This is a genomic window from Yinghuangia seranimata, assembly GCF_029953285.1.
Lineage (GTDB): Bacteria > Actinomycetota > Actinomycetes > Streptomycetales > Streptomycetaceae > Yinghuangia > Yinghuangia seranimata.
The window spans coordinates 1-18,589 of record NZ_JASAOI010000013.1; the positions used below are offsets into that span (position 1 = coordinate 1).

An 18,589-nucleotide genomic window follows, 5' to 3' on the forward strand; every position below is an offset into this window, starting at 1 on the left:
TGTGGGTGTGTGGGGGGGGGGGGGGGGGGGGGGCCCGCCCCCCCCCCCCCCCCCCCCCCCCCCCCCCCCCGCTCCGCCCGCCCCGACTACGAGGCCTGGCTCACCGAGCTCATGTTGAAGTCCGGCACCCGCACCGCGGGCATCGCCGCGCGCGAGAAGTAGTCGCCCCACTCGCGCGGCAGGCACCGCTCGGTGCGGCCGGCCTCGGTGATCCTGCCCAGCACGTCGACCGGCGAGTCGTTGAACCGGAAGTTGTTCACCGCACCGGTGACCTCCCCGTTCTCGACGAGGTACACACCGTCCCGGGTGAGCCCGGTCAGCAGCAGCGTCTGCGGGTCCACCTCGCGGATGTACCACAGGCAGGTCAGCAGCAGCCCGCGCTCGGTCGAGGCGATCATCTCGGCGAGCGACCGGTCGTTGCCCTCGCCGCCGTTCTCCAGCACGAGGTTGTCGGTCTCCGGCGCCAGCGGCAGCCCGGTGAGGCCGGCCGTGAACCGGTTGCTCGGCAGCGCGCGCAGCACACCCTCGTCGATCCACGACGTCGGCGCGAGCGCGAGCCCGTTGTCGAACACCGACGAGCCGTCCCCGGACGCCATCGCCGTGGAGAACGGCGTGCACTCCAGGCCCGGGTACGCGGCGTCGCTGCGCAGCGTCAGCGGCAGCGCCGCCAGCTTCTCGCCGACCCGGGTCCCGCCGCCCGGCTTCGAGAACACCGTGCGGCCCTCGTGGGCGTCCCGCGAACCGGCCGACCAGTAGAGGTAGATCATCAGGTCGGCGACCGCCGTCGGGGGCAGCAGCGTCTCGTACCGCCCGGCCGGCAGGTCGATCTGCCGGCGCGCCCACTCCAGGCGCTGGGCGACGTCCGCCTCGGTCGCGGCGACGTCCACGTCGCGGAAGTCGCGCGTCGAGACGCCCGCCCACGCCGAGCGCGCCATGTCGGCGGACTTGGCGTTGAGCTCGAAGCTGCCGGTCGGCTGGTCGTGCCGGGCGCGCAGCCCGGCGGTGTTGCCGACGTACGTCGACACCACGTCGTGCCGGGCGAAGCCGTACAGCTTCCGGTCGGCCGCGCCGGCCCGCCCGAAGGCCTCGCCGAGCGCGGGCGCGAAGTCCGCGAACACGTCGATCGAGGTCCGCGCCGGGGCGTCCTCGAAGCCGGCCGCGAACGCGTCGCCCGACACCAGCGGGTTCGCGTCCTCCGCGGGGCCCGCGTCGCGCGCCGCCGCCTCGGCCGCGCGCACCAGGCCCTCCAGCTGGTCGACGGTGACGCCGCTGCGCGACACCACGCCCGACGCGGTGCCCTCGGCGCCGCCGACCGTGGCCACCACCGTGATCCGGCGGCCCTGCGTGAGCCCGTTGGTGGTGAGCGCGTTGCCCGCCCAACGGAGGTTGGCGCTGGAGGTCTCCTCCGCGATGACCACAAGGCCGTCCGCGCGGGACAGCGCGAGCGCGCGCTCGACCGTCTCGCCCGGGCCGGTCACCGTCGTCGTCTGTGTCATCGCCCGGCCTCCTGCACCGTGTTGAGAATGCGAACCCCGCGGAACAGCGCCGAGGGGCAGCCGTGCCCGACCGCCGCGACCTGCCCCGGCTGTGCCTTGCCGCAGTTGAACGCCCCGCCGAACACGTACGTCGACGGGCCGCCGACCGCCTCCATCGAGCCCCAGAAGTCGGTGGTGGTCGCCTGGTAGGCGAAGTCCTTCACCTGGCCGGCGAGCCGGCCGTTCTCGATCTTGTAGGCGCGCTGGCCGGTGAACTGGAAGTTGTAGCGCTGCATGTCGATCGACCACGACTTGTCGCCGACGATGTAGAGGCCGCGCTCGACCGCGCCGATCAGGTCCGCCGTGGAGCGGTCCTCGGCGGCCGGCTGGAGCGACACGTTCGCCATGCGCTGCACCGGGACGTGCGACGGCGAGTCCGCGAACGCGCAGCCGTTCGACCGGCCGAAGCCCTTCATCCGGGCCATGTTGCGGTCCAGCTGGTAGCCCGTCAGCACGCCGTCCCTGACCAGGTCCCACTGCTGGGTGGCGACGCCCTCGTCGTCGAAGCCGATCGTCGCCAGGCCGTGCTCGGCGGTGCGGTCGCCGGTCACGTGCATGATCTCGGAGCCGTACTTGAGCGTGTTCAGCTTGTCGAACGTCGCGAACGACGTGCCCGCGTACGCCGCCTCGTAGCCCAGCGCCCGGTCCAGCTCGGTCGCGTGCCCGATCGACTCGTGGATGGTCAGCCACAGGTTGCTCGGGTCGACCACCACGTCGTACGTGCCGGCCTCGACCGAGGGCGCCGCCAGCCGCTCGGCGAGCAGCGCCGGCAGTTCGGCCAGCTCCGCCTTCCAGTCCCACCCGGTGCCGGTCAGGTACTCCCAGCCGCGCCCGGTCGGCGGCGCCAGCGTGCGCATGGACTCGAACGCGCCCGACTCGCGGTCCACCGCGATCACGGTCAGCTGCGGGTGGATGCGCACCCGCTGCTGGGTGGTCGTCGTCCCCGCCGAGTCCGCATAGAACTTGTTCTCGTGCACGGCCATCAGGCCCGCGTCGACGTGGTCCACGCCGTCGGCCGCCAGCAGCTCGCGGCTCCACTGCGCGAGCAGCCCGACCCGTTCGGCCTCGGCGACGTCGAACGGGTTCACGTCGTACGCCGAGACCCACACCGCGTCCGCGTACACCGGCTCGGGCGCCAGCTCCACCCGGTCGCCCAGGCCGGACGCCGCCGCGATCGACGCGGAGACCCGCGCGACCGCGACCGCCTCCTCGGCGACCCGCGCCGCCGCGTCCACGGTCAGGTCCACGCCGGCCGCGAAGCCCCACGCGCCGTCGTGTACGACGCGCACCGCGAACCCGACGTCCGTGGTGTCCAGCGACGACTGGGTGTTGCCGTCCCGCAGCCTCAGGGACGCGTCACGGATCCGCTCCAGCCGGAAGTCCGCGTGCTCGGCACCGAGTTCGGCGGCACGCCCGAGCGCGGCGTCGGCCATCGCACGCAGTGGGTACGCCAGGAACTCCGGATCGATGGGATGCGGCACTGGGGTTCTCACCTGTCCTTCATGTCGCGGTGATGTCGCAGTGAGGTCGCGGTGTCCTCGCGGTTCGCGCTTACATCCGGGCACACACGGTTCGCAGTCAACCACGCGCGGCCCACGGGCCGGTCCTGCTTTTCCGGCGCGTCGCGCGCCCGCGGGCAGGCCTGTCCGACTACTCCTCCGACTCCCGGAGCGGTTGGCGAGTTCCCACACGCGTGCGCGGATCTTCTTGTGGGGAGCGATTCCTTCCCGCAGTCACCGGACCGATACGGTTAGGCGCACCTCACACGATCCCGGGTAATAAGGAGTGATCCGTTGAGCCGGTCGGTTCTCGTCACCGGAGGAAACCGCGGCATCGGCCTCGCCATCGCGCGCGCGTTCGCCGCCGAAGGCGACAAGGTCGCGGTCACCTCCCGGTCCGGAGAGGCCCCCGAGGGGCTGTTCGGCGTCCGCTGCGACATCACGGACCCCGAGCAGGTCGAGCAGGCGTTCAAGGAGGTCGAGGCCCACCAGGGCCCGGTCGAGGTGCTCATCGCCAACGCCGGCATCACCCGGGACACCCTCCTCCTGCGCATGAGCGAGGCCGACTTCACCGAGGTCGTCGACACGAACCTCACCGGCACGTTCCGGGTCGTGAAGCGCGCCAGCAAGGGCATGCTGCGGGCCCGCAAGGGACGCATCGTGCTCATCTCGTCGGTCGTCGGGCTGCTCGGCTCCGCCGGCCAGGCGAACTACGCCGCCTCCAAGGCCGGCCTGGTGGGCTTCGCCCGCTCGCTGGCCCGCGAGCTCGGCTCCCGCAACATCACCACCAACGTGGTCGCGCCCGGCTTCGTCGACACCGCGATGACCGAGGTCCTCGGCGAGGACCGCAAGGCCGAGATCCTGGCCCAGGTACCCCTGGGCCGCTACGCGAGCACCGACGAGGTCGCGGGCGTCGTCCGCTTCCTCTGCTCGGACGCCGCGTCGTACATCACCGGAGCCGTCATCCCTGTGGACGGCGGACTTGGAATGGGGCACTGACGCATGGGTGACCTTCTGGTCGGCAAGCGCATTCTCGTCACCGGCGTTCTGACCGACGCCTCGATCGCCTTCCACGTCGCGCGCCTCGCGCAGGAGGAGGGCGCCGAGGTCGTGCTCACCGGCTTCGGCCGGCTCTCGCTCGTCAACCGCATCGCGGGCCGGCTGCCCAAGCCCGCCCCGGTCATCGAGCTGGACGTCACCAACCAGGAGCACCTCGACGCGCTCGCCGACAACGTGCGCCAGCACGTCGACGGCATCGACGGCGTCGTGCACTCCATCGCGTTCGGTCCGCAGGACGCGCTCGGCGGCAACTTCCTCAACACCACGTACGAGGACGTCTCCACCGCCGTGCAGGTCTCCGCCTTCTCGCTGAAGTCGCTGACCATGGCCGCGCTGCCGCTCAAGCCCGAGGACGGCTCGCTCTCCGTCGTCGGCCTCGACTTCGACGCGCAGGTCGCGTGGCCCGGCTACGACTGGATGGGCGTCGCGAAGGCCGGCCTGGAGGCCACCTCGCGCTACCTCGCCAAGTACCTCGGCGAGCAGAACGTGCGCGTCAACCTCGTATCGGCCGGCCCCGTCAAGACCATGGCCGCCCGCTCGATCCCCGGCTTCGACCAGTTCGAGGGCGTGTGGAACGAGAAGGCCCCGCTCGGCTGGGACCTCAACGACCCGGAGCCGGCCGCCCGCGGCGTCGTCGGCCTGCTGTCCGACTGGTTCCCCAAGACCACCGGCGAGGTCGTGCACGTCGACGGCGGCCTGCACGCCATGGGCGCCTGACCGAGGCACCGCTGTACTCCGCCCGCGAGGGCCGGCTCCCACCCGGGAACCGGCCCTCGCGGCGTTCCCACCCCCGGCGTCTGCGAGACTCGACGTCATGTCCGCAGATCCCACGCCGCAGCCCCAGACCGGCCGGACCGAGACCGCGAAGGAGCGCTACGCCCGCGCGGTCGCCGCCCGCAAGGCCCGCGAGGACCAGGCGCGCGCCGCCGACCACGACGCCGCCCGCGCCCGGGCCGCCGCCGAGGCCGCCGACCACGCCGCCCAGGGCGAGGACCAGGGCTGGACGCCGGTCCTCGCGCCGCCGGACCCGGACAAGCCGGCCAGCCGCGCCATGCTCGCCATCCTCGGCGCCATGCTGCTCATCACCGGCGCCATCGCCCTGCTCGCCACCCTGGTCAGCTGACCGCCGCCGCACCGCGGCATCCCTAGGGGGTAGGGCTAGCCCCACCAGCCGACCGGGCGCCCGCACCCCGTCGGACACGGCAGTTCGCCGGATGGGGCCCGACCACCGCTCGCCCGTAGCGTCGTAGCGACACCAAGGGACCACCGACTCGGGGCGGTTCCTGCGCGTACGCACACGCGACAAGGAGAGCAGACCCATGGCTAGCAGGCGCAATCTCGCCGCATCAATGGGCGGTTGGAGTGCACGGCACCGCAAGACGGCGGTCTTCGCCTGGCTGGCGTTCGTCGTCCTCGCCGTCGTCATCGGCGGCATGGTGGGCTCGAAGGAACTGTCCGAAGGGGAGAACACGCCCGGCGAGGCTGGGCGCGCCGAGCGGATCATCGAGGACGCCGGCGTCGAGTACCCGGCGAGCGAGATGGTCCTCATCAGCAGCACGACCCTCAAGGCCGACGACCCGGCCTTCCACGCCGCCGTCGACGACACCGTCGCCCGGATCACCGCGGCCAAGGACAAGAGCGGCGCGGTCGCCATGAACGTCCGCGGCCCGTACGGCCCCGGCGGCGCGATCTCCCAGGACCGCGGCTCGGTCCTCGTCCAGTTCGACATGGCGGGCAAGCACGACGACGCCACGGACCACATCGACCCCGTCATCGACGCGGTCAAGCAGGTCAAGGCCGCCCACCCGCAGCTCACCTTCGACGAACTCGGCGACGCCACTTCGGAGAAGTGGTTCAAAGAGACCATGGGCAACGACTTCAAGACGGCCGAGTGGACCGCCGTGCCGCTCGCCCTCGGAATCCTGCTCATCGCGTTCGGCGCCGTCGTCGCGGCCCTGCTGCCCGTCGCGCTCGCCATGACCGCGTTCATCGCGGCCGGCGGCCTGCTCGCCCTCGGCACCCGGCTCCTCCCGACCACCGACAGCACCATGTCCGTCATGCTGCTCATCGGCCTCGCGGTCGGCGTCGACTACTGCCTCTTCTACATCCGCCGTGAGCGGGAGGAGCGCGCGAAGGGCCGCTCCCCGGAGCGCGCCCTGGAGATCGCCGCCGCCACGTCCGGCCGCTCGGTCCTGGTCTCCGGCATCACCGTCATGGTCGCCATGGCCGGCATGATGTTCTCCGGCCTCGCCCAGTTCCAGTCCATGGCGTTCGGCACCATCCTGGTCGTCCTGACCGCCATGATCGGCTCGGTCACCGTGCTGCCGGCGCTGCTGTCGATGCTCCACGACAAGGTCGACGCGGGGAAGATCCCCGGCCTCGGCCGCATGCGCCGCCCGTCGCCCGAAGGCGGCCGCTTCTGGGGCGCGATCCTGCGCACCGTGCTGCGCCGCCCGGTCGTCTGGGCCGTCGCCTCGGCCGGCCTCCTGGTCGCGCTCGCCCTCCCCGCGCTCGACATGAAGCTGTCGCTGCTGCCCCTGGACAAGGAACTGCCCAAGGACAGCGCGATCGTGCAGACCTACACGAAGATCGACCAGAAGTTCCCCGGCGGCCCCGCACCCGCGGACGTCGTCATCAAGACCCGCGACATCAACGCCGCCGACTTCAAGGCCGCCCTGGAGGCGTTCAAGAAGCAGGCCGTCGCGAGCGGCGTCTCCACCGACCAGATCGAGACGCGCACCTTCCCCGGCAAGACCGACGTCATGACCGTCGAGGTCCCCTTCAAGGACCCCGACCACCAGGTGGCGGCGCTGCACACCCTCCGCGACACGGTGATCCCCGACACCCTCGGCAAGGTCAAGGGCCTCGACGCGCCCGTCTCCGGCCGGGTAGCCGAAACCGAGGACTTCAACCACCAGCTCGACAAGACCACGCCCATCGCGTTCGGGTTCGTGCTCCTGTTCGCCTTCCTGCTGATGCTCGTCTCGTTCCGCTCGCTCACCATCGCGCTCACCGCGATCGTGCTCAACCTGCTGTCGGTCGGCGCCGCGTACGGCGTCCTCGGCCTGGTCTTCCAGCACGGCTACGGCGACAACCTGGTCGGCACCGACGCGCCGGGCGCGATCACCTCGTGGCTGCCGCTGTTCCTCTTCGTGGTCCTGTTCGGCCTGTCGATGGACTACCACGTCTTCGTCGTCAGCCGGATCCGCGAGGCCTACGACAAGGGCATGGACACCAAGAGCGCCGTCGCCCACGGCGTGCGCAGCACCGCGGGCGTCGTCACCAGCGCGGCGGTCATCATGGTCGCGGTGTTCGCGGTCTTCGGCACCCTGTCCATGCAGCAGATGAAGCAGATGGGCGTCGGCCTCGCGGTCGCGGTCCTGCTCGACGCCACCATCATCCGAGCCGTCCTGCTCCCCGCCGTCATGGGCCTGCTCGGTGAGCGCAACTGGTACCTGCCGAAGTGGCTCGGCTGGCTGCCGCAGCTCGACCACGGCGCCGACGACGCCGCGCCCCCGGCCCCGGTCCGCGAGCCGGTCCTGGCCGGCGGCCGGCACGCCGCCCCGTACGCCGGGTACGAGGACGTCTCCGGCTCGACGCGCCTGCCCCGTCCGCCGGTCGGCTGAACCCGGCCACCGCACCGGACCGCACAGCGCCGCACAACACCGCCCCGAGTACGCGGGTCCCGGCCGTCATGGCCGGGACCCGCCGCGCGTTATGCGGGAATTCTGAGAGGCTGGATCCCATGGCATCGCACCGACAGCGCACCCTCGTCGTGGTCAGACACGCCAAGGCGGACTGGCCCGACGTTCCCGACCACGAGCGCCCCCTGGCCGACAGCGGGCGCCACGACGCCCCCGAGATCGGCAACTGGCTCGTCAACCGCCGTGTCCATCCCGACCACGTCGTGTGCTCGACCGCCGCGCGCACCCGTGAGACGTGGAAGCTCATGGGCAAGGTCTTCGACCCGAAGCCGCACACCGTCTACGACGACCGGCTCTACGAGGCGACCGCGCAGTCCCTGCTCTATGTAGCCCAGGAGACCGCCGACGATGTCGACACCCTGGTGATGATCGGCCACAACCCCGGCGTCGCGACCCTCGTGTCCGTCCTCGCCGGAAGCGCCGACGGCGACGCCCTGGAGCGCGCCCGCGAGAAGTACGCCACCTCGGGTGTGGCCCTGCTGCGCTTCGAGGGCGCGTGGGGCGACCTCAACGAAAAGGCCGCGCACCTGGCGGCGTTCGCGACGCCGCGCGCCTAGGCGCATACGCGGTCCGCAGCCCGCACCCCCGTGGGCCGTGACCGCGGGCCGTCACACCCGAGCGCCCCGCGACACCACGTGTCGCGGGGCCTCGCCGTACCCGGTGCCGCGTCCGCCCCACCCGGCGCCCCGTCGGGCGGCTGCGGCGCGCGGCACCGGAGTCACTTGTCAGGCGACCAGTTCTCCATCGTGGGCATCGTGAAAGGCACGTCCCACGGGTTCGGGCAGCTGTCGCGGTTCTGGGCGACGTGGCACGACAGCGCCGACGTCTCCGCCGTCCAGGCTCCCGGGCCGTCGACCCTGCCGCCGTCCGCGCGCACGAGGGTGGTGGCCGCCTTGCCCGGCATGATCGGCTTCGTCGCGACCATGGTCGCGAACCCGTCGGTGTCCGTCACACCCTGCGCGACGACCTCGCCCGTCGACGTGTCCCGCAGCTCGACCCGCGTCGCCGGGGTGGCGAACACCGCCCAGTTCCTGCTGCCCAGTTCGGACAGGAGCCAGGGCCCCTGCCGGTGCTCGGCAGGCCAGACGCCGCCGCCGCGCCTCCCCGGGACGGCGAACTCCTGGATCGTCTCCGTCCCGCGCGTGAAAGCCAGCACGACGCCGTTGCCTCCGGTCGGCATGCCGCCGCTCCACAACAGCCTCACGTCCAGGCCCGCGACACCGCCGAACTTGTCGTAGGCGCACACCACCTCGTAGACCAACTGGCGGTCGGCGCTCGACGCCGCCCCGTCGGGGGACTGCCGGAACGCCTCGTCGTAGGCGTCGGCGGCGGCATCCGCCTTGGCCTTGGCCTCCCCCTTGAGGAGCGTGACCTCCGTGCCCGCGATCTCCTGCCTGCCGCACTGCTCGGTCACCTTGTACGGCTCGGCGTCGTCGAACCCCGCGGCCACCCCCGACCGCTCGCCCGCCGCGTAGCCCGCCCACGCGGTGCCGCCGGCCAGTGCCAGCACGGCGGCCGCGGCCGCCACCGCGACCCGGGCCCGCTGGGCGCGGCGGGCCCGCACCGAGCGGAACCGGGCGTACGGCGTCGCCGACGGTGTGACCGCGTCGGCCCGGGCGTGCATCGTGGCGACCATTTCGGCCACCAGCCGGTCTTCGCCGGGCACTTCGTCGTGCGTGTCAGGCATGGGCGGACTCCTCACGGGGGCGCGGGCGCGGGCCGGCCGCGCGCTTCTCCGGGGCCAGCGCGGCGCGCAACTGCGCGAGGCCGCGGGCGTGTTGGCTCTTCACGGTGCCGAGCGGCCGGTCCAGCAGGCGGGCCACCTCGGTCTCGGGCAGGTCCTCGTAGTAGCGCAGCACCAGCACGGCGCGTACCGCCGGCTTGAGGGTGCCGAGTGCCTTCCACATGTCGGCGTGCAGCTCGACCGGGGCGTGCGCGTCGCGCGCGGCGTTGTCCGGGACCTGCGCCCACGTCTGCTCGCGCGAGGCCGCCCGGCGCCACCACGAGCTGTTGAGGTTCACCACGACCCGGCGGGTGTACGCCTCGGCGCCCATCGACCGGTCGATCCGCTCCCACCGGCGGTGCACCCGCATCAGCGCGGTCTGCACCAGGTCCTCGGCGCGGTGGTGGTCACCGGTGAGCAGATACGCGGTGCGCAGCAGTCGGGGCCACGCGCCCTCGACGAACTCCTTGAAGTCTTCCTCGGGATCCATCACTCCCCGTTCCACGGAACCGGACCTCTGTCACGGCTATTAGTCCGTGGCCGGGGCGAAAGGTTCCGTCGGAACGGGGAGCGGTCCGCGTACGGGCGGATCAGTGCTCGGCGTCGGCGTCGCCCAGGTCGTCGTCGGCGGCGTCGGCCGCCTCGACCTCCTCGCGGGTGAGGCCGAGCAGGAACAGCACGGTGTCCAGGAACGGGAAGTTCACGGCGGTGTCCGCCGCTTCGCGGACCACCGGCTTGGCGTTGAACGCCACGCCCAGGCCGGCCGCGTTCAGCATGTCCAGGTCGTTCGCGCCGTCGCCGATCGCGACGGTCGCGGACAACGGCACGCCCGCGTCCGCGGCGAACCGCGCCAGCATCCGGGCCTTGCCGGGCCGGTCGACGATCTCGCCGACGACCTTGCCGGTCAGCTTGCCGTCGACCACCTCGAGCGTGTTCGCCGCCGAGTAGTCCAGTCCGAGCCGCTCCACCAGCACGTCGGTGACCTGCGTGAAGCCGCCCGACACGATGCCGACCTGGTAGCCGAGCCGCTTGAGGGTGCGCACCAGGGTGCGCGCGCCGGGGGTGAGCTCGACGCGCTCGCGGACGGCGTCGATCGCGGACGCGTCCAGGCCGGCCAGCAGTGCGACGCGGGCTTCCAACGACTCGGCGAAGTCCAGCTCGCCGCGCATCGCCGCGGCGGTGACCTCGGCGACCTCGTCCAGACAGCCGGCGTACTCGGCGAGCAGTTCGATGACCTCGCCCTGGATGAGCGTCGAGTCGACGTCCATCACCACGAGGCGCTTGGCGCGCCGCAGCAGGCCCGAAGGCTGCACCGCGACGTCGACCCGCCGCGCGGCCGCCTCGCCGGCCAGCTCGCCGCGCAGCTTGTCCGTCTCGACGCCGGAGACCTGCAGCTCGATCGCGGTCACCGGGTACTTCGCGAGCCGGAAGATCCGGTCGATGTTCGCGCCGGTCGCCGCGATCCGGCCCGCTATGGCGGCGATCGCCGAGGCGGTGAGCGGGTGGCCCAGCACCGTGACGTGCGAGCGGCCCTCGCCGCGCGGACGGTTGTCGCCGCTGCCGGAGATGATCTCGATGTCGAGGCGCTCGCCCTCGGCCCAGCGGTGCAGCTCTGCGCGCAGCGGCCCGTCGACCGCGGGAGCCGGCACCAGGACGCACAGCGTCAGGCGGCCCCGCGTGACGGTCTGCTCGATGTCGACCACGTCGAGTCCGTGCCCGGCCAGCGTCTCGAAGAGCGACGAGGTGATCCCGGGGTGGTCCTTCCCGAAGATCTTGACCAGGAGAGTGCGGGGCGCGGCGTCCATGATTGATCACGGTACCCGGCGCCGCGACGACGGCGTCGCGCGGTTCCGCTGGGTGGACACGATCACGACCGCGCGGGTCCGCGGGACGGTTCCCGCACGTCACACGTTCAGCGTTGCCCCGGTGGTGGGCCAGGCGGGGGAGGCGGCGGGTAGCCGCCCGGCTGCCCGCCAGGCGGCTGGGCGCCGGGGCCCGAGGGTCTGCGCGGGGTGAAGCCTCCGGGGCCGCCTGCGTAGCCCCCAGGGCCGCCGGGGGCGGGACCGGGCGCGGGGCCGGGGGCGGTTCCCGGCGCGGGAGCGCGTCCCGGGCCGGGCGCGGGGGCGGCGCCGTAGCCGCCTGCGGGCTTCGGACGGGGGACCGCGCGCTGGCGCGCGGCCGGGGCCGGGTTGCGGCTCGCGCGCACCGCTCGGATCCACGCGGCCATCGCGCCGCCGAGCAGGCCCGCGCAGGCGCCCCACAGTGCGCCGAGGCCCGCCGTCATGGCGTAGTCGGGGTGCAGGTTCACCTGACCGCCGGGCTGCACGCTGTCGCCCAGCACGTCGACGTTCGCCTTCAGCTGGATCTGCGCTATGGCCGCCGCACACACCGCCGTCACCGCGAACGCCACGGCGAACCGCCACGCGTGTTGGTACAGCTTCACCTGCGCGGGGGAGCGCAGCGCCATCACGGTGCCGCCGAACAGCAGCAGGATCCCGGACACGACCGGGATCCACCACGCGCGGCTGTCCAGCTCGGCCAGCCGGTTGATCGTGATCGGCAGGCCCTTGCTGCCCGACTCGTTGAGCAGCTTGCCCAGCGGTCCGGGCAGACCGAAGCTGAACGCGCCGCCGCCGCTGGACTTCCACTCGACGCCCATGCCAAGCGTCAACAACAGCCACATGACGTTCGGGATCGCCAGCAGCATGCCGCCGATCATCCGCTTGGGCCCCGGTGCCGCGGCGGCCACGAACGGCGCGCCGATGATCGCGAGCAGCACGGCGCCCAGGAACACCGCCATCACGCCCGCCACCGGCGGCCGCACGACGTCGCGGTAGCGCAGCCACAGCCGCGGCAGCGGGCCGCGCGCGGACACCGCCAGCGCCAGCACGAGCGTCAGCACCATCCACAGCAGCCCGAAGCCGAGCGTGGTCGGTGTGTCGGTGGTGAACTTCGCCGTCGCGCCGAGGCTGAAGATGCCCATCAGCTCGTCGGCCTTCACCTTCGGGACGACGTCCCCGATCGGCAGGTTGTGGGTGCCGAGCACCGCGCACGCGCCCAGCGCGGCCACGGTGAACACCGCGATCCGGGCCACGTGCGCGAGCAGTTCGTTCACCCCGATGACCAGCCGGTAGCGCAGCGGCCGCAGGAACAGCCAGCCCAGCACCAGCGCGCCGACCAGTCCGACGCCGAGCATGATCACGTCGACGTGGCCGCTGCCCTCCGCGACGGACAGGTCGTCGATCGGGATCAGGCCCCCGAGCGGGTTGTCGCCGGTCTGCAGGTTCTCGGCGCCCTTGAGCTCGACCTTCCCGCCGACCGCCAGCGCGATCGTCGCGGCGACCAGCGGTGGCATCGACCCGCCGCCCAGGTCGCCCGCGCCCAGCAGCCACAGGGCGAGCCACGCCGTGGCCGCCATCGCCGCGAACGACGCGAAGACCGCCACGAACGCGTGGAGCCACGCCTCCAGCCCGCCGAACAACCGCACCGCGGGCGCGGCGGGGGGCCGGGCGTTGCGCGGCGGCCCCTGGGGCCCCTGCGGGCCCCGTGGTCCGGGCCCGCCGTGCGGGCCGCGGCCGGCGCCGGGGCCGGGCCCCGGTCCGGGGGGCTGCGGTGGGTTGTTCCAGGACACGCCCGCTCCCTGCGACTGAGGTGACGAGGGCGCAGTACGGCGAGGTATCCAGCCCCCCATTCGGACATGAATGACTATCGGACCCGGCGTGACGCACGTCAACGGGATCGCTGAGACGGGTGAACGCCTGTTACACGGCCGTTCGGACGGGTTTCCCACACCCGTCCGTGTCGCCGCCGACACACCGGGGCCGCAGCCAACGGGTTTGGCGCACGCCGAAATTCCGGTTGCCCGTAACGCCCCGCCCGCCCGGATCACGACGGTCTGCGCACACCCCGCGTGACCAGGCCGCACGCATTTGTCCTCAGCCGTCCGGCGCACGGAGCACACCGGCCCCGGGCTCGTACACCGATCCGAGTGGAAGCCTGGGCGAACAGGTGCCACACAGGCCCGATGGTCCCTAAACTCGCTGGACATGGGGGGCAGGTATGCATCCGAAGACCCGGCCGTGCCGAGACTGACGGCGGGCACCGACGCCGGGCAATCCGTCGTGCTCGATCCCGGGCACGACTACATCGTGGGCCGTGACCCGCAGTCGTGCGACGTCGTCGTCGACGACCGCCGGGTGTCGCGCCGCCATGCCGTCCTGCGCGTGGCCGCCGACGGCTGGGAGCTCGTCGACACCGGAAGTGTGAACGGCACGTACGTGCGCGGCCAGCGCGTGACCCGGATCGTCGTGGGAGGCGGATGCGAAGTCCGCCTGGGGGACCCCGACGACGGCGGACGCCTCACGCTGAGCCCGGTCGCCGAGGCCACCGAGCTGGTGCCGGCCCGCGACCGCCAGGCGTACCCGCCGCAGCCGTACGAGGACCGGCCGGACAACAGGCCGCAGGGCCCGTCGGGCGTGCCGCAGCCGCCGTCCGGCGGTCAGGGCGTCGGCTCGGGCGCGCCCGGACCCGGACCCGGCAGCGGCGGCCCGGGAACGCCTGCGGGCGGCCGCGCAGGCGGCGCGCTGTGGGAGAACATGGCGCCCGGCCCGTTCGCCGACCGCCGGCCGAGCGTCGACCGGCGGCCCAGCCAGGTCATCCGCATCCCGGTCCGGACGCTGCGCATCGGCCGCGCGCTCGACAACGACCTGGTCCTCACCGACCTGATGGTGTCGCGGCACCACGCCGAGCTGCGCACCACGCCCGGCGGCCAGCACGAGATCGCCGACCTCGGCAGCCACAACGGCACGTACGTCAACGGTGTGCCCGTCGAGCGGCAGGTCCTCGGCGCGAACGACATCGTCGGCATCGGGCACGCGACGTTCCGCCTCGACGGCAACGAACTGCGCGAGTTCATCGACACCGGCGAGGTCTCGCTCCACATCCAGAACCTGGAAGTGAAGGCCGGCGACAAGACGCTGCTGCACGAGGTGTCGTTCCCGGTCGGCGAGCGCACGCTGCTCGCCGTCGTCGGTACCTCGGGCGCCGGCAAGTCCACGCTGCTCAAGGCGCTCACCGGGTCGCTCCCGGTCAGCAGCGGCAACGTGCTGTACGACGGCCGCGACATGTTCGCCCAGTTCGCCGAACTGCGGCAGCGCATCGGCCTCGTCCCGCAGGACGACATCCTGCACAAGCAGCTCACCGTGCGGCAGGCACTGCGCTACGCGGCCCGGCTCCGGTTCCCCGAGGACACCGAGAAGGCCGAGCGCGCCCGCCGCGTCGAGGAGGTCATCGCCGACCTCGGCCTGACCGAGCGCGCCGAACTGCCCATCCACAAGCTGTCCGGCGGCCAGCGCAAGCGCGTCAGCGTCGCGGTCGAGCTGCTCACCAAGCCGTCCCTCCTGTATCTGGACGAGCCCACCTCAGGCCTGGACGTCGGCTCCGCCGGCGACCTGATGGACAACCTGCGCAACCTCGCCGACGACGGCCGCACCGTCATCACCGTGCTGCACGACCTCGACAGCGCCGAGGTGTGCGACCGCCTGCTGGTGCTGGTCACCGGCGGCTACGTCGCCTACTACGGGCCGCCCGGCGAGGCGCTGGCGTACTTCGGCAAGGAGAACTGGCGCGCCGCGTTCCAGATGCTCAACAACGAGCGCGGCAAGGTGCTCGCCGAGCGGTTCCGTGCGTCCGAGCCGCACGCCCGCTACGTCGACACCGGCACGACCCCGGCCGCGACCGCGCAGCCGCAGGCCGACCGCCCGCAGGTCAAGCCGCCGAAGCCGCAGAGCTGGGGCTCGCAGCTGGCCACGCTGTCGCGCCGCTACCTCTCGGTCATCGCGTCCGACCGCAAGTACCTCATGCTGCTGCTGGCCGCCCCGGTCTTCCTGGGCGCGCTGTGCCGGGCCATCCCCGGCAAGCTGGTCACCGACCAGGCGGGCAGCAACCCGGACGTGATGACGAAGCTGCTCGTGCTGTTCGTCATCAGCGGCCTGATGGGCTCGGCGACCGCGGTCAACGAACTCATCAAGGAACGCGCGATCTACCTGCGCGAACGCAGCGCGGGCCTGTCCGTGTCCGCGTACCTGTGCTCGAAACTGCTGGTCCTCGGCGCCATCGCGGCACTGCAGGGCGCGGCGCTGACGGCGGTCGCGCTGATCGGGGTGAAACTGCCCGACAAGGGCGTCGTCACCGGCACACCGATCGTCGAGATCGGCATCGCGGTCATCCTGTCCGCGGTCGCCGCCATGGCCCTCGGCCTGGTCATCTCCGCGCTCGTCGGCACCCCGGAACTGACCATGCCGCTGCTCGTCGTGATCGCGATCATCCAGGTCGTGCTGTGCGGCGCGCTGTTCCCGCTGCACGGGTCGCCGGGCATCGAGCAACTCGCCTGGATCGCCCCCGCCCGCTGGGCGTTCTCCGCCGCGGCGGGGACCGTCGACGTCATCTTCCAGGCGCCCATGAAGGACTCGGGCAAGGGCCCCGATCCGCTCTGGAAGCCCGAGGCGTCGGTCTGGTACACGAACGTCGCGATACTCGGCGCCCAGATCATGGTGTACGCGGGCATCGCGATGTTGATGCTGCGCCGGCTCGACCCGAAGGCGGGCGGCCGCAAGGCCAGGACGAAGAAGAACTGACGCGCCGAACGGGCGCGGACGCCGGGAAGCCCCGGTGTCCGCGCCCGTTCGCGTTTGCCGGTTCGGCCGGGTCGGCCGGTTCCGTCGAGTCGGCCGGGTCAGTCGGCGGCCGACGGTTCCAACGCCGCGCCGAAGGCCGCGACCAGCGCCCGCCGGCAGGCCCGCTCCAACGGCACCAGCGAGTCCGTCCGCGCGCTCATCTCGTACGCGTTCACCGCGGCGCCGTGGTCCTGCCCGGCCAGCTCCAGGATCGTCGCGACCCGGTAGGCCTGCTCGACCACCCGCACCGCGCGTTGCGGATAGCCGGGCGCCAGCGGCGACTCGTGGCCCCCCGGGCGGGCCCGCAGCGCCGCGGCGACCGCGCCCGTGCGCGCACCGGTGCCGCCGACGTCCAGACGCATCAGCACGTCGGTGGCCTCCTTGAGCGCGGCCGCCAGCTCCCGGTCGGCCTCGGCCAGGAACGGCCCCGGGAACGGCCGGTCGGCGGCCTCGTACACCCGCCACAGCACGCGTACCGCCTGGTCGCCGGGCGGGCCGTACACCTCGCCCTCCGGTACCAGCCCGAGCTGGCCGCCCGGCAGGCCCACCGTGACCGCGGCCTCTCCGGCCTGCAGCGCGGCGTCGTTGAACTCCGGCGGCCCCGGCAGCCCCAGAGGATCGCCCGGCGCGGGCAGCGCGAGCCGCAGCCCCGTCGCCCCGAGCGCGCGCAGCCGGCCCAGCGCGAGCGACAGCCCCACCGGCCCGGACTCGCCCGGGAGGCCCACGACGCGGTGCGGCTCGTCCCCGTGGGTGATCCGGGTGACGGCGTCGTCGGGGCCGACCCGACCGGAGAGCAGGGCGTTGCCCCAGGCGACCAAGGCACCGGAGCGCGGGACATCAAGCATGCGGTTGAGACTAAGGGGTCGCGGTGTCATAGGTTTCTCCACGAGTGGGTGAGTCGACAGCGGCACCGCACGGACTGCACGCGATGGGGAGCTGGTACGCGAATGGGCGAGCGAATCAACAGCGAGGCGCAGGCATGAGCGATGTTCTTGAGCTGGTGGATGTATCCGTCATCCGCGGCGGCCGGCCACTGGTCGAACAGGTCACGTGGGCGGTCGCGGAAGGCGAGCGCTGGGTCGTCGTCGGGCCCAACGGCGCCGGCAAGACCACGCTCCTGCAGATCGCCTCCTCGTATCTGTTCCCGACCACCGGCACCGCGGCGATCCTGGGCGAGAAGCTCGGCTCGGTGGACGTGTTCGAGCTGCGGCCCCGCGTCGGCATGGCGTCGGCGGCGCTCGCGGACCGGCTGCCGCGCCGCGAGAAGGTCCTCGACATCGTGCTGACCGCGGCGTACGGCATGACCGCGACGTGGCGCGAGCGGTACGAGGAGAGCGACGAGGATCGCGCGCTGTTCCTGCTCGACCAGCTCGGCATGATCGACTTCGCCGAGCGGCGCTTCGGCACGCTGTCCGAGGGCGAGCGCAAACGCGTGCAGATCGCCCGCTCGCTGATGACCGACCCCGAGCTGCTGCTCCTCGACGAACCCGCCGCGGGCCTCGACCTCGGCGGCCGCGAGGACCTGGTGCGGCGGCTCGGCCGGCTGGCGTCCGACCCGTACGCGCCCGCGATGGTGATGGTCAGCCACCACGTCGAGGAGATCCCGGCCGGGTTCACCCACGTCCTGATGCTCCGCCAGGGCCGGGTGCTCGCCGCCGGACCGATCGCCGAGACCCTGACCTCGCGCAACCTGTCGCTCTGCTTCGGCCTCCCGCTCGTGGTCAAGCAGAAGCACGACCGCTGGTCGGCCCGGGGCCTGCCGCTGCACGCGTGAGGCGATGAACCCCCGCCGGAGGCGGGGTCGGTCGACACGACCGGCCCCGCCTCCGGCGTTTCCGGCGCCCAACCGACCGTGACCGTCGACGACTTCGGCCGATCTTCGTCCCCCCGTACCCCTACGTCACGCGAATCCGCCGCCCTACCATGGCTTTGTGAACTCATGGATGTGGTGGCTGGTCGCGTTGGGCGGGCTCGGCATCGTCGGAGTCCTCACGTCCGTCGTCGAGTTCGGCATGTTCGCGGTGGGCGCGCTCGCCGCCGCGATCGCGGCCGGACTCGGGGCCGGACTGATCGTGCAGTGCATCGTGTTCTCCGCGGTGTCCGTATCCCTCCTCGTGTTCGTCCGGCCCATCGCCATACGCCAGTTGCAGGGCGGGCCGCGCACGCGCACCGGCGTCGAGGCGCTGACCGGCAAGACCGCGCTGGTCCTGGAGCGCGTGGACGAGAACGGCGGGCGCATCAAACTCGCGGGCGAGGTGTGGTCGGCGCGTGCGATGGACGCGACACAGGTGTTCGAGCCCGGCGAGAAGGTCGACGTCGCGGAGATCGACGGCGCGACCGCCGTCGTCATCTGACCCGACGCGCCCGGGCGTTCGGACGGGGGTCGGCGAACCCT

At 72.7% G+C, this 18,589-nt stretch carries 15 protein-coding genes; 8 read left to right on the top strand and 7 right to left on the bottom strand.

The genetic code is table 11. The annotated features are described in order from the left end of the window. Positions 1-86 precede the first annotated feature (86 nt). Both QI554_RS09475 and QI554_RS09480 read right to left on the bottom strand, forming a co-directional pair. The gene (locus QI554_RS09475; protein ID WP_281468049.1) at positions 87-1,496 is read right to left on the bottom strand and encodes a metallopeptidase TldD-related protein; all 1,410 of its coding nucleotides are present in this window, start codon (positions 1,494-1,496) and stop codon (positions 87-89) included. Continuing rightward, the gene (locus tag QI554_RS09480) at positions 1,493-3,016 is read right to left on the bottom strand and encodes a TldD/PmbA family protein (protein WP_281468051.1); all 1,524 of its coding nucleotides are present in this window, start codon (positions 3,014-3,016) and stop codon (positions 1,493-1,495) included. The genes QI554_RS09475 and QI554_RS09480 overlap by 4 nt, the downstream gene beginning before the upstream one ends. A gap of 312 nt (positions 3,017-3,328) precedes the next feature. On the opposite strand from QI554_RS09480, the gene fabG reads away from it, so the two are divergent. The 5 genes from fabG (at position 3,329) to QI554_RS09505 (ending at position 8,354) form a co-directional block, all read left to right on the top strand. Further along, a complete protein-coding gene (gene fabG / locus QI554_RS09485) occupies positions 3,329-4,033 on the top strand; it encodes a 3-oxoacyl-[acyl-carrier-protein] reductase (RefSeq protein WP_281468053.1) in 705 nt (234 codons plus the stop codon). A gap of 3 nt (positions 4,034-4,036) precedes the next feature. Further along, positions 4,037-4,810 (top strand): enoyl-ACP reductase FabI, encoded by a 774-nt coding sequence (gene fabI, locus QI554_RS09490; RefSeq protein ID WP_281468054.1) that lies wholly within the window; start codon positions 4,037-4,039, stop codon positions 4,808-4,810. Between the two features lie 97 nt (positions 4,811-4,907). Beyond that, positions 4,908-5,216, top strand: a complete 309-nt coding sequence (locus QI554_RS09495) for a hypothetical protein (protein ID WP_281468056.1) — start codon at positions 4,908-4,910, stop codon at positions 5,214-5,216. Between the two features lie 196 nt (positions 5,217-5,412). Next, positions 5,413-7,719: an MMPL family transporter gene (locus QI554_RS09500; RefSeq protein ID WP_281468057.1), complete on the top strand. Its 2,307-nt coding sequence runs from the start codon at positions 5,413-5,415 to the stop codon at positions 7,717-7,719. A 119-nt stretch (positions 7,720-7,838) separates the two neighbouring features. Next, on the top strand, positions 7,839-8,354 hold the full coding sequence (locus QI554_RS09505) for a SixA phosphatase family protein (RefSeq protein ID WP_281468058.1): 516 nt from the start codon (positions 7,839-7,841) through the stop codon (positions 8,352-8,354). Between the two features lie 161 nt (positions 8,355-8,515). On the opposite strand, the gene QI554_RS09510 is transcribed toward QI554_RS09505, so the two are convergent. From QI554_RS09510 to QI554_RS09525, 4 genes are all read right to left on the bottom strand, one after another. Then, positions 8,516-9,484 carry a hypothetical protein gene (locus tag QI554_RS09510; RefSeq protein ID WP_281468059.1) on the bottom strand — a complete coding sequence of 323 codons (969 nt, stop codon included), beginning with the start codon at positions 9,482-9,484 and terminating at the stop codon, positions 8,516-8,518. Next, positions 9,477-10,010 carry a SigE family RNA polymerase sigma factor gene (locus QI554_RS09515; RefSeq protein ID WP_281468061.1) on the bottom strand — a complete coding sequence of 178 codons (534 nt, stop codon included), beginning with the start codon at positions 10,008-10,010 and terminating at the stop codon, positions 9,477-9,479. Before QI554_RS09515 ends, QI554_RS09510 begins: the two co-directional genes overlap by 8 nt. Before the next feature lie 100 nt (positions 10,011-10,110). Then, positions 10,111-11,325 (bottom strand): phosphoserine phosphatase SerB, encoded by a 1,215-nt coding sequence (serB, locus tag QI554_RS09520; RefSeq protein ID WP_281468063.1) that lies wholly within the window; start codon positions 11,323-11,325, stop codon positions 10,111-10,113. Positions 11,326-11,432: 107 nt separating this feature from the next. After that, positions 11,433-13,151, bottom strand: a complete 1,719-nt coding sequence (locus tag QI554_RS09525; RefSeq protein ID WP_281468065.1) for a streptophobe family protein — start codon at positions 13,149-13,151, stop codon at positions 11,433-11,435. Positions 13,152-13,599: 448 nt separating this feature from the next. Between QI554_RS09525 and QI554_RS09530 the strand changes: the two genes are divergently transcribed. Continuing rightward, positions 13,600-16,155 carry an FHA domain-containing protein gene (locus QI554_RS09530; RefSeq protein WP_281468068.1) on the top strand — a complete coding sequence of 852 codons (2,556 nt, stop codon included), beginning with the start codon at positions 13,600-13,602 and terminating at the stop codon, positions 16,153-16,155. Positions 16,156-16,253: 98 nt separating this feature from the next. Here QI554_RS09530 and QI554_RS09535 read toward each other — a convergent pair whose 3' ends face one another. Then, complete coding sequence (locus QI554_RS09535; RefSeq protein ID WP_281468070.1) at positions 16,254-17,039, bottom strand: hypothetical protein; 786 nt, start codon at positions 17,037-17,039, stop codon at positions 16,254-16,256. Positions 17,040-17,173: 134 nt separating this feature from the next. On the opposite strand from QI554_RS09535, the gene QI554_RS09540 reads away from it, so the two are divergent. Then, complete coding sequence (locus tag QI554_RS09540) at positions 17,174-17,968, top strand: ABC transporter ATP-binding protein (RefSeq protein WP_281468072.1); 795 nt, start codon at positions 17,174-17,176, stop codon at positions 17,966-17,968. Positions 17,969-18,137: 169 nt separating this feature from the next. Continuing rightward, entirely contained in the window at positions 18,138-18,548 is a 411-nt protein-coding gene (locus tag QI554_RS09545) for an NfeD family protein (protein WP_281468114.1), read from the top strand. Positions 18,549-18,589 lie beyond the last annotated feature (41 nt).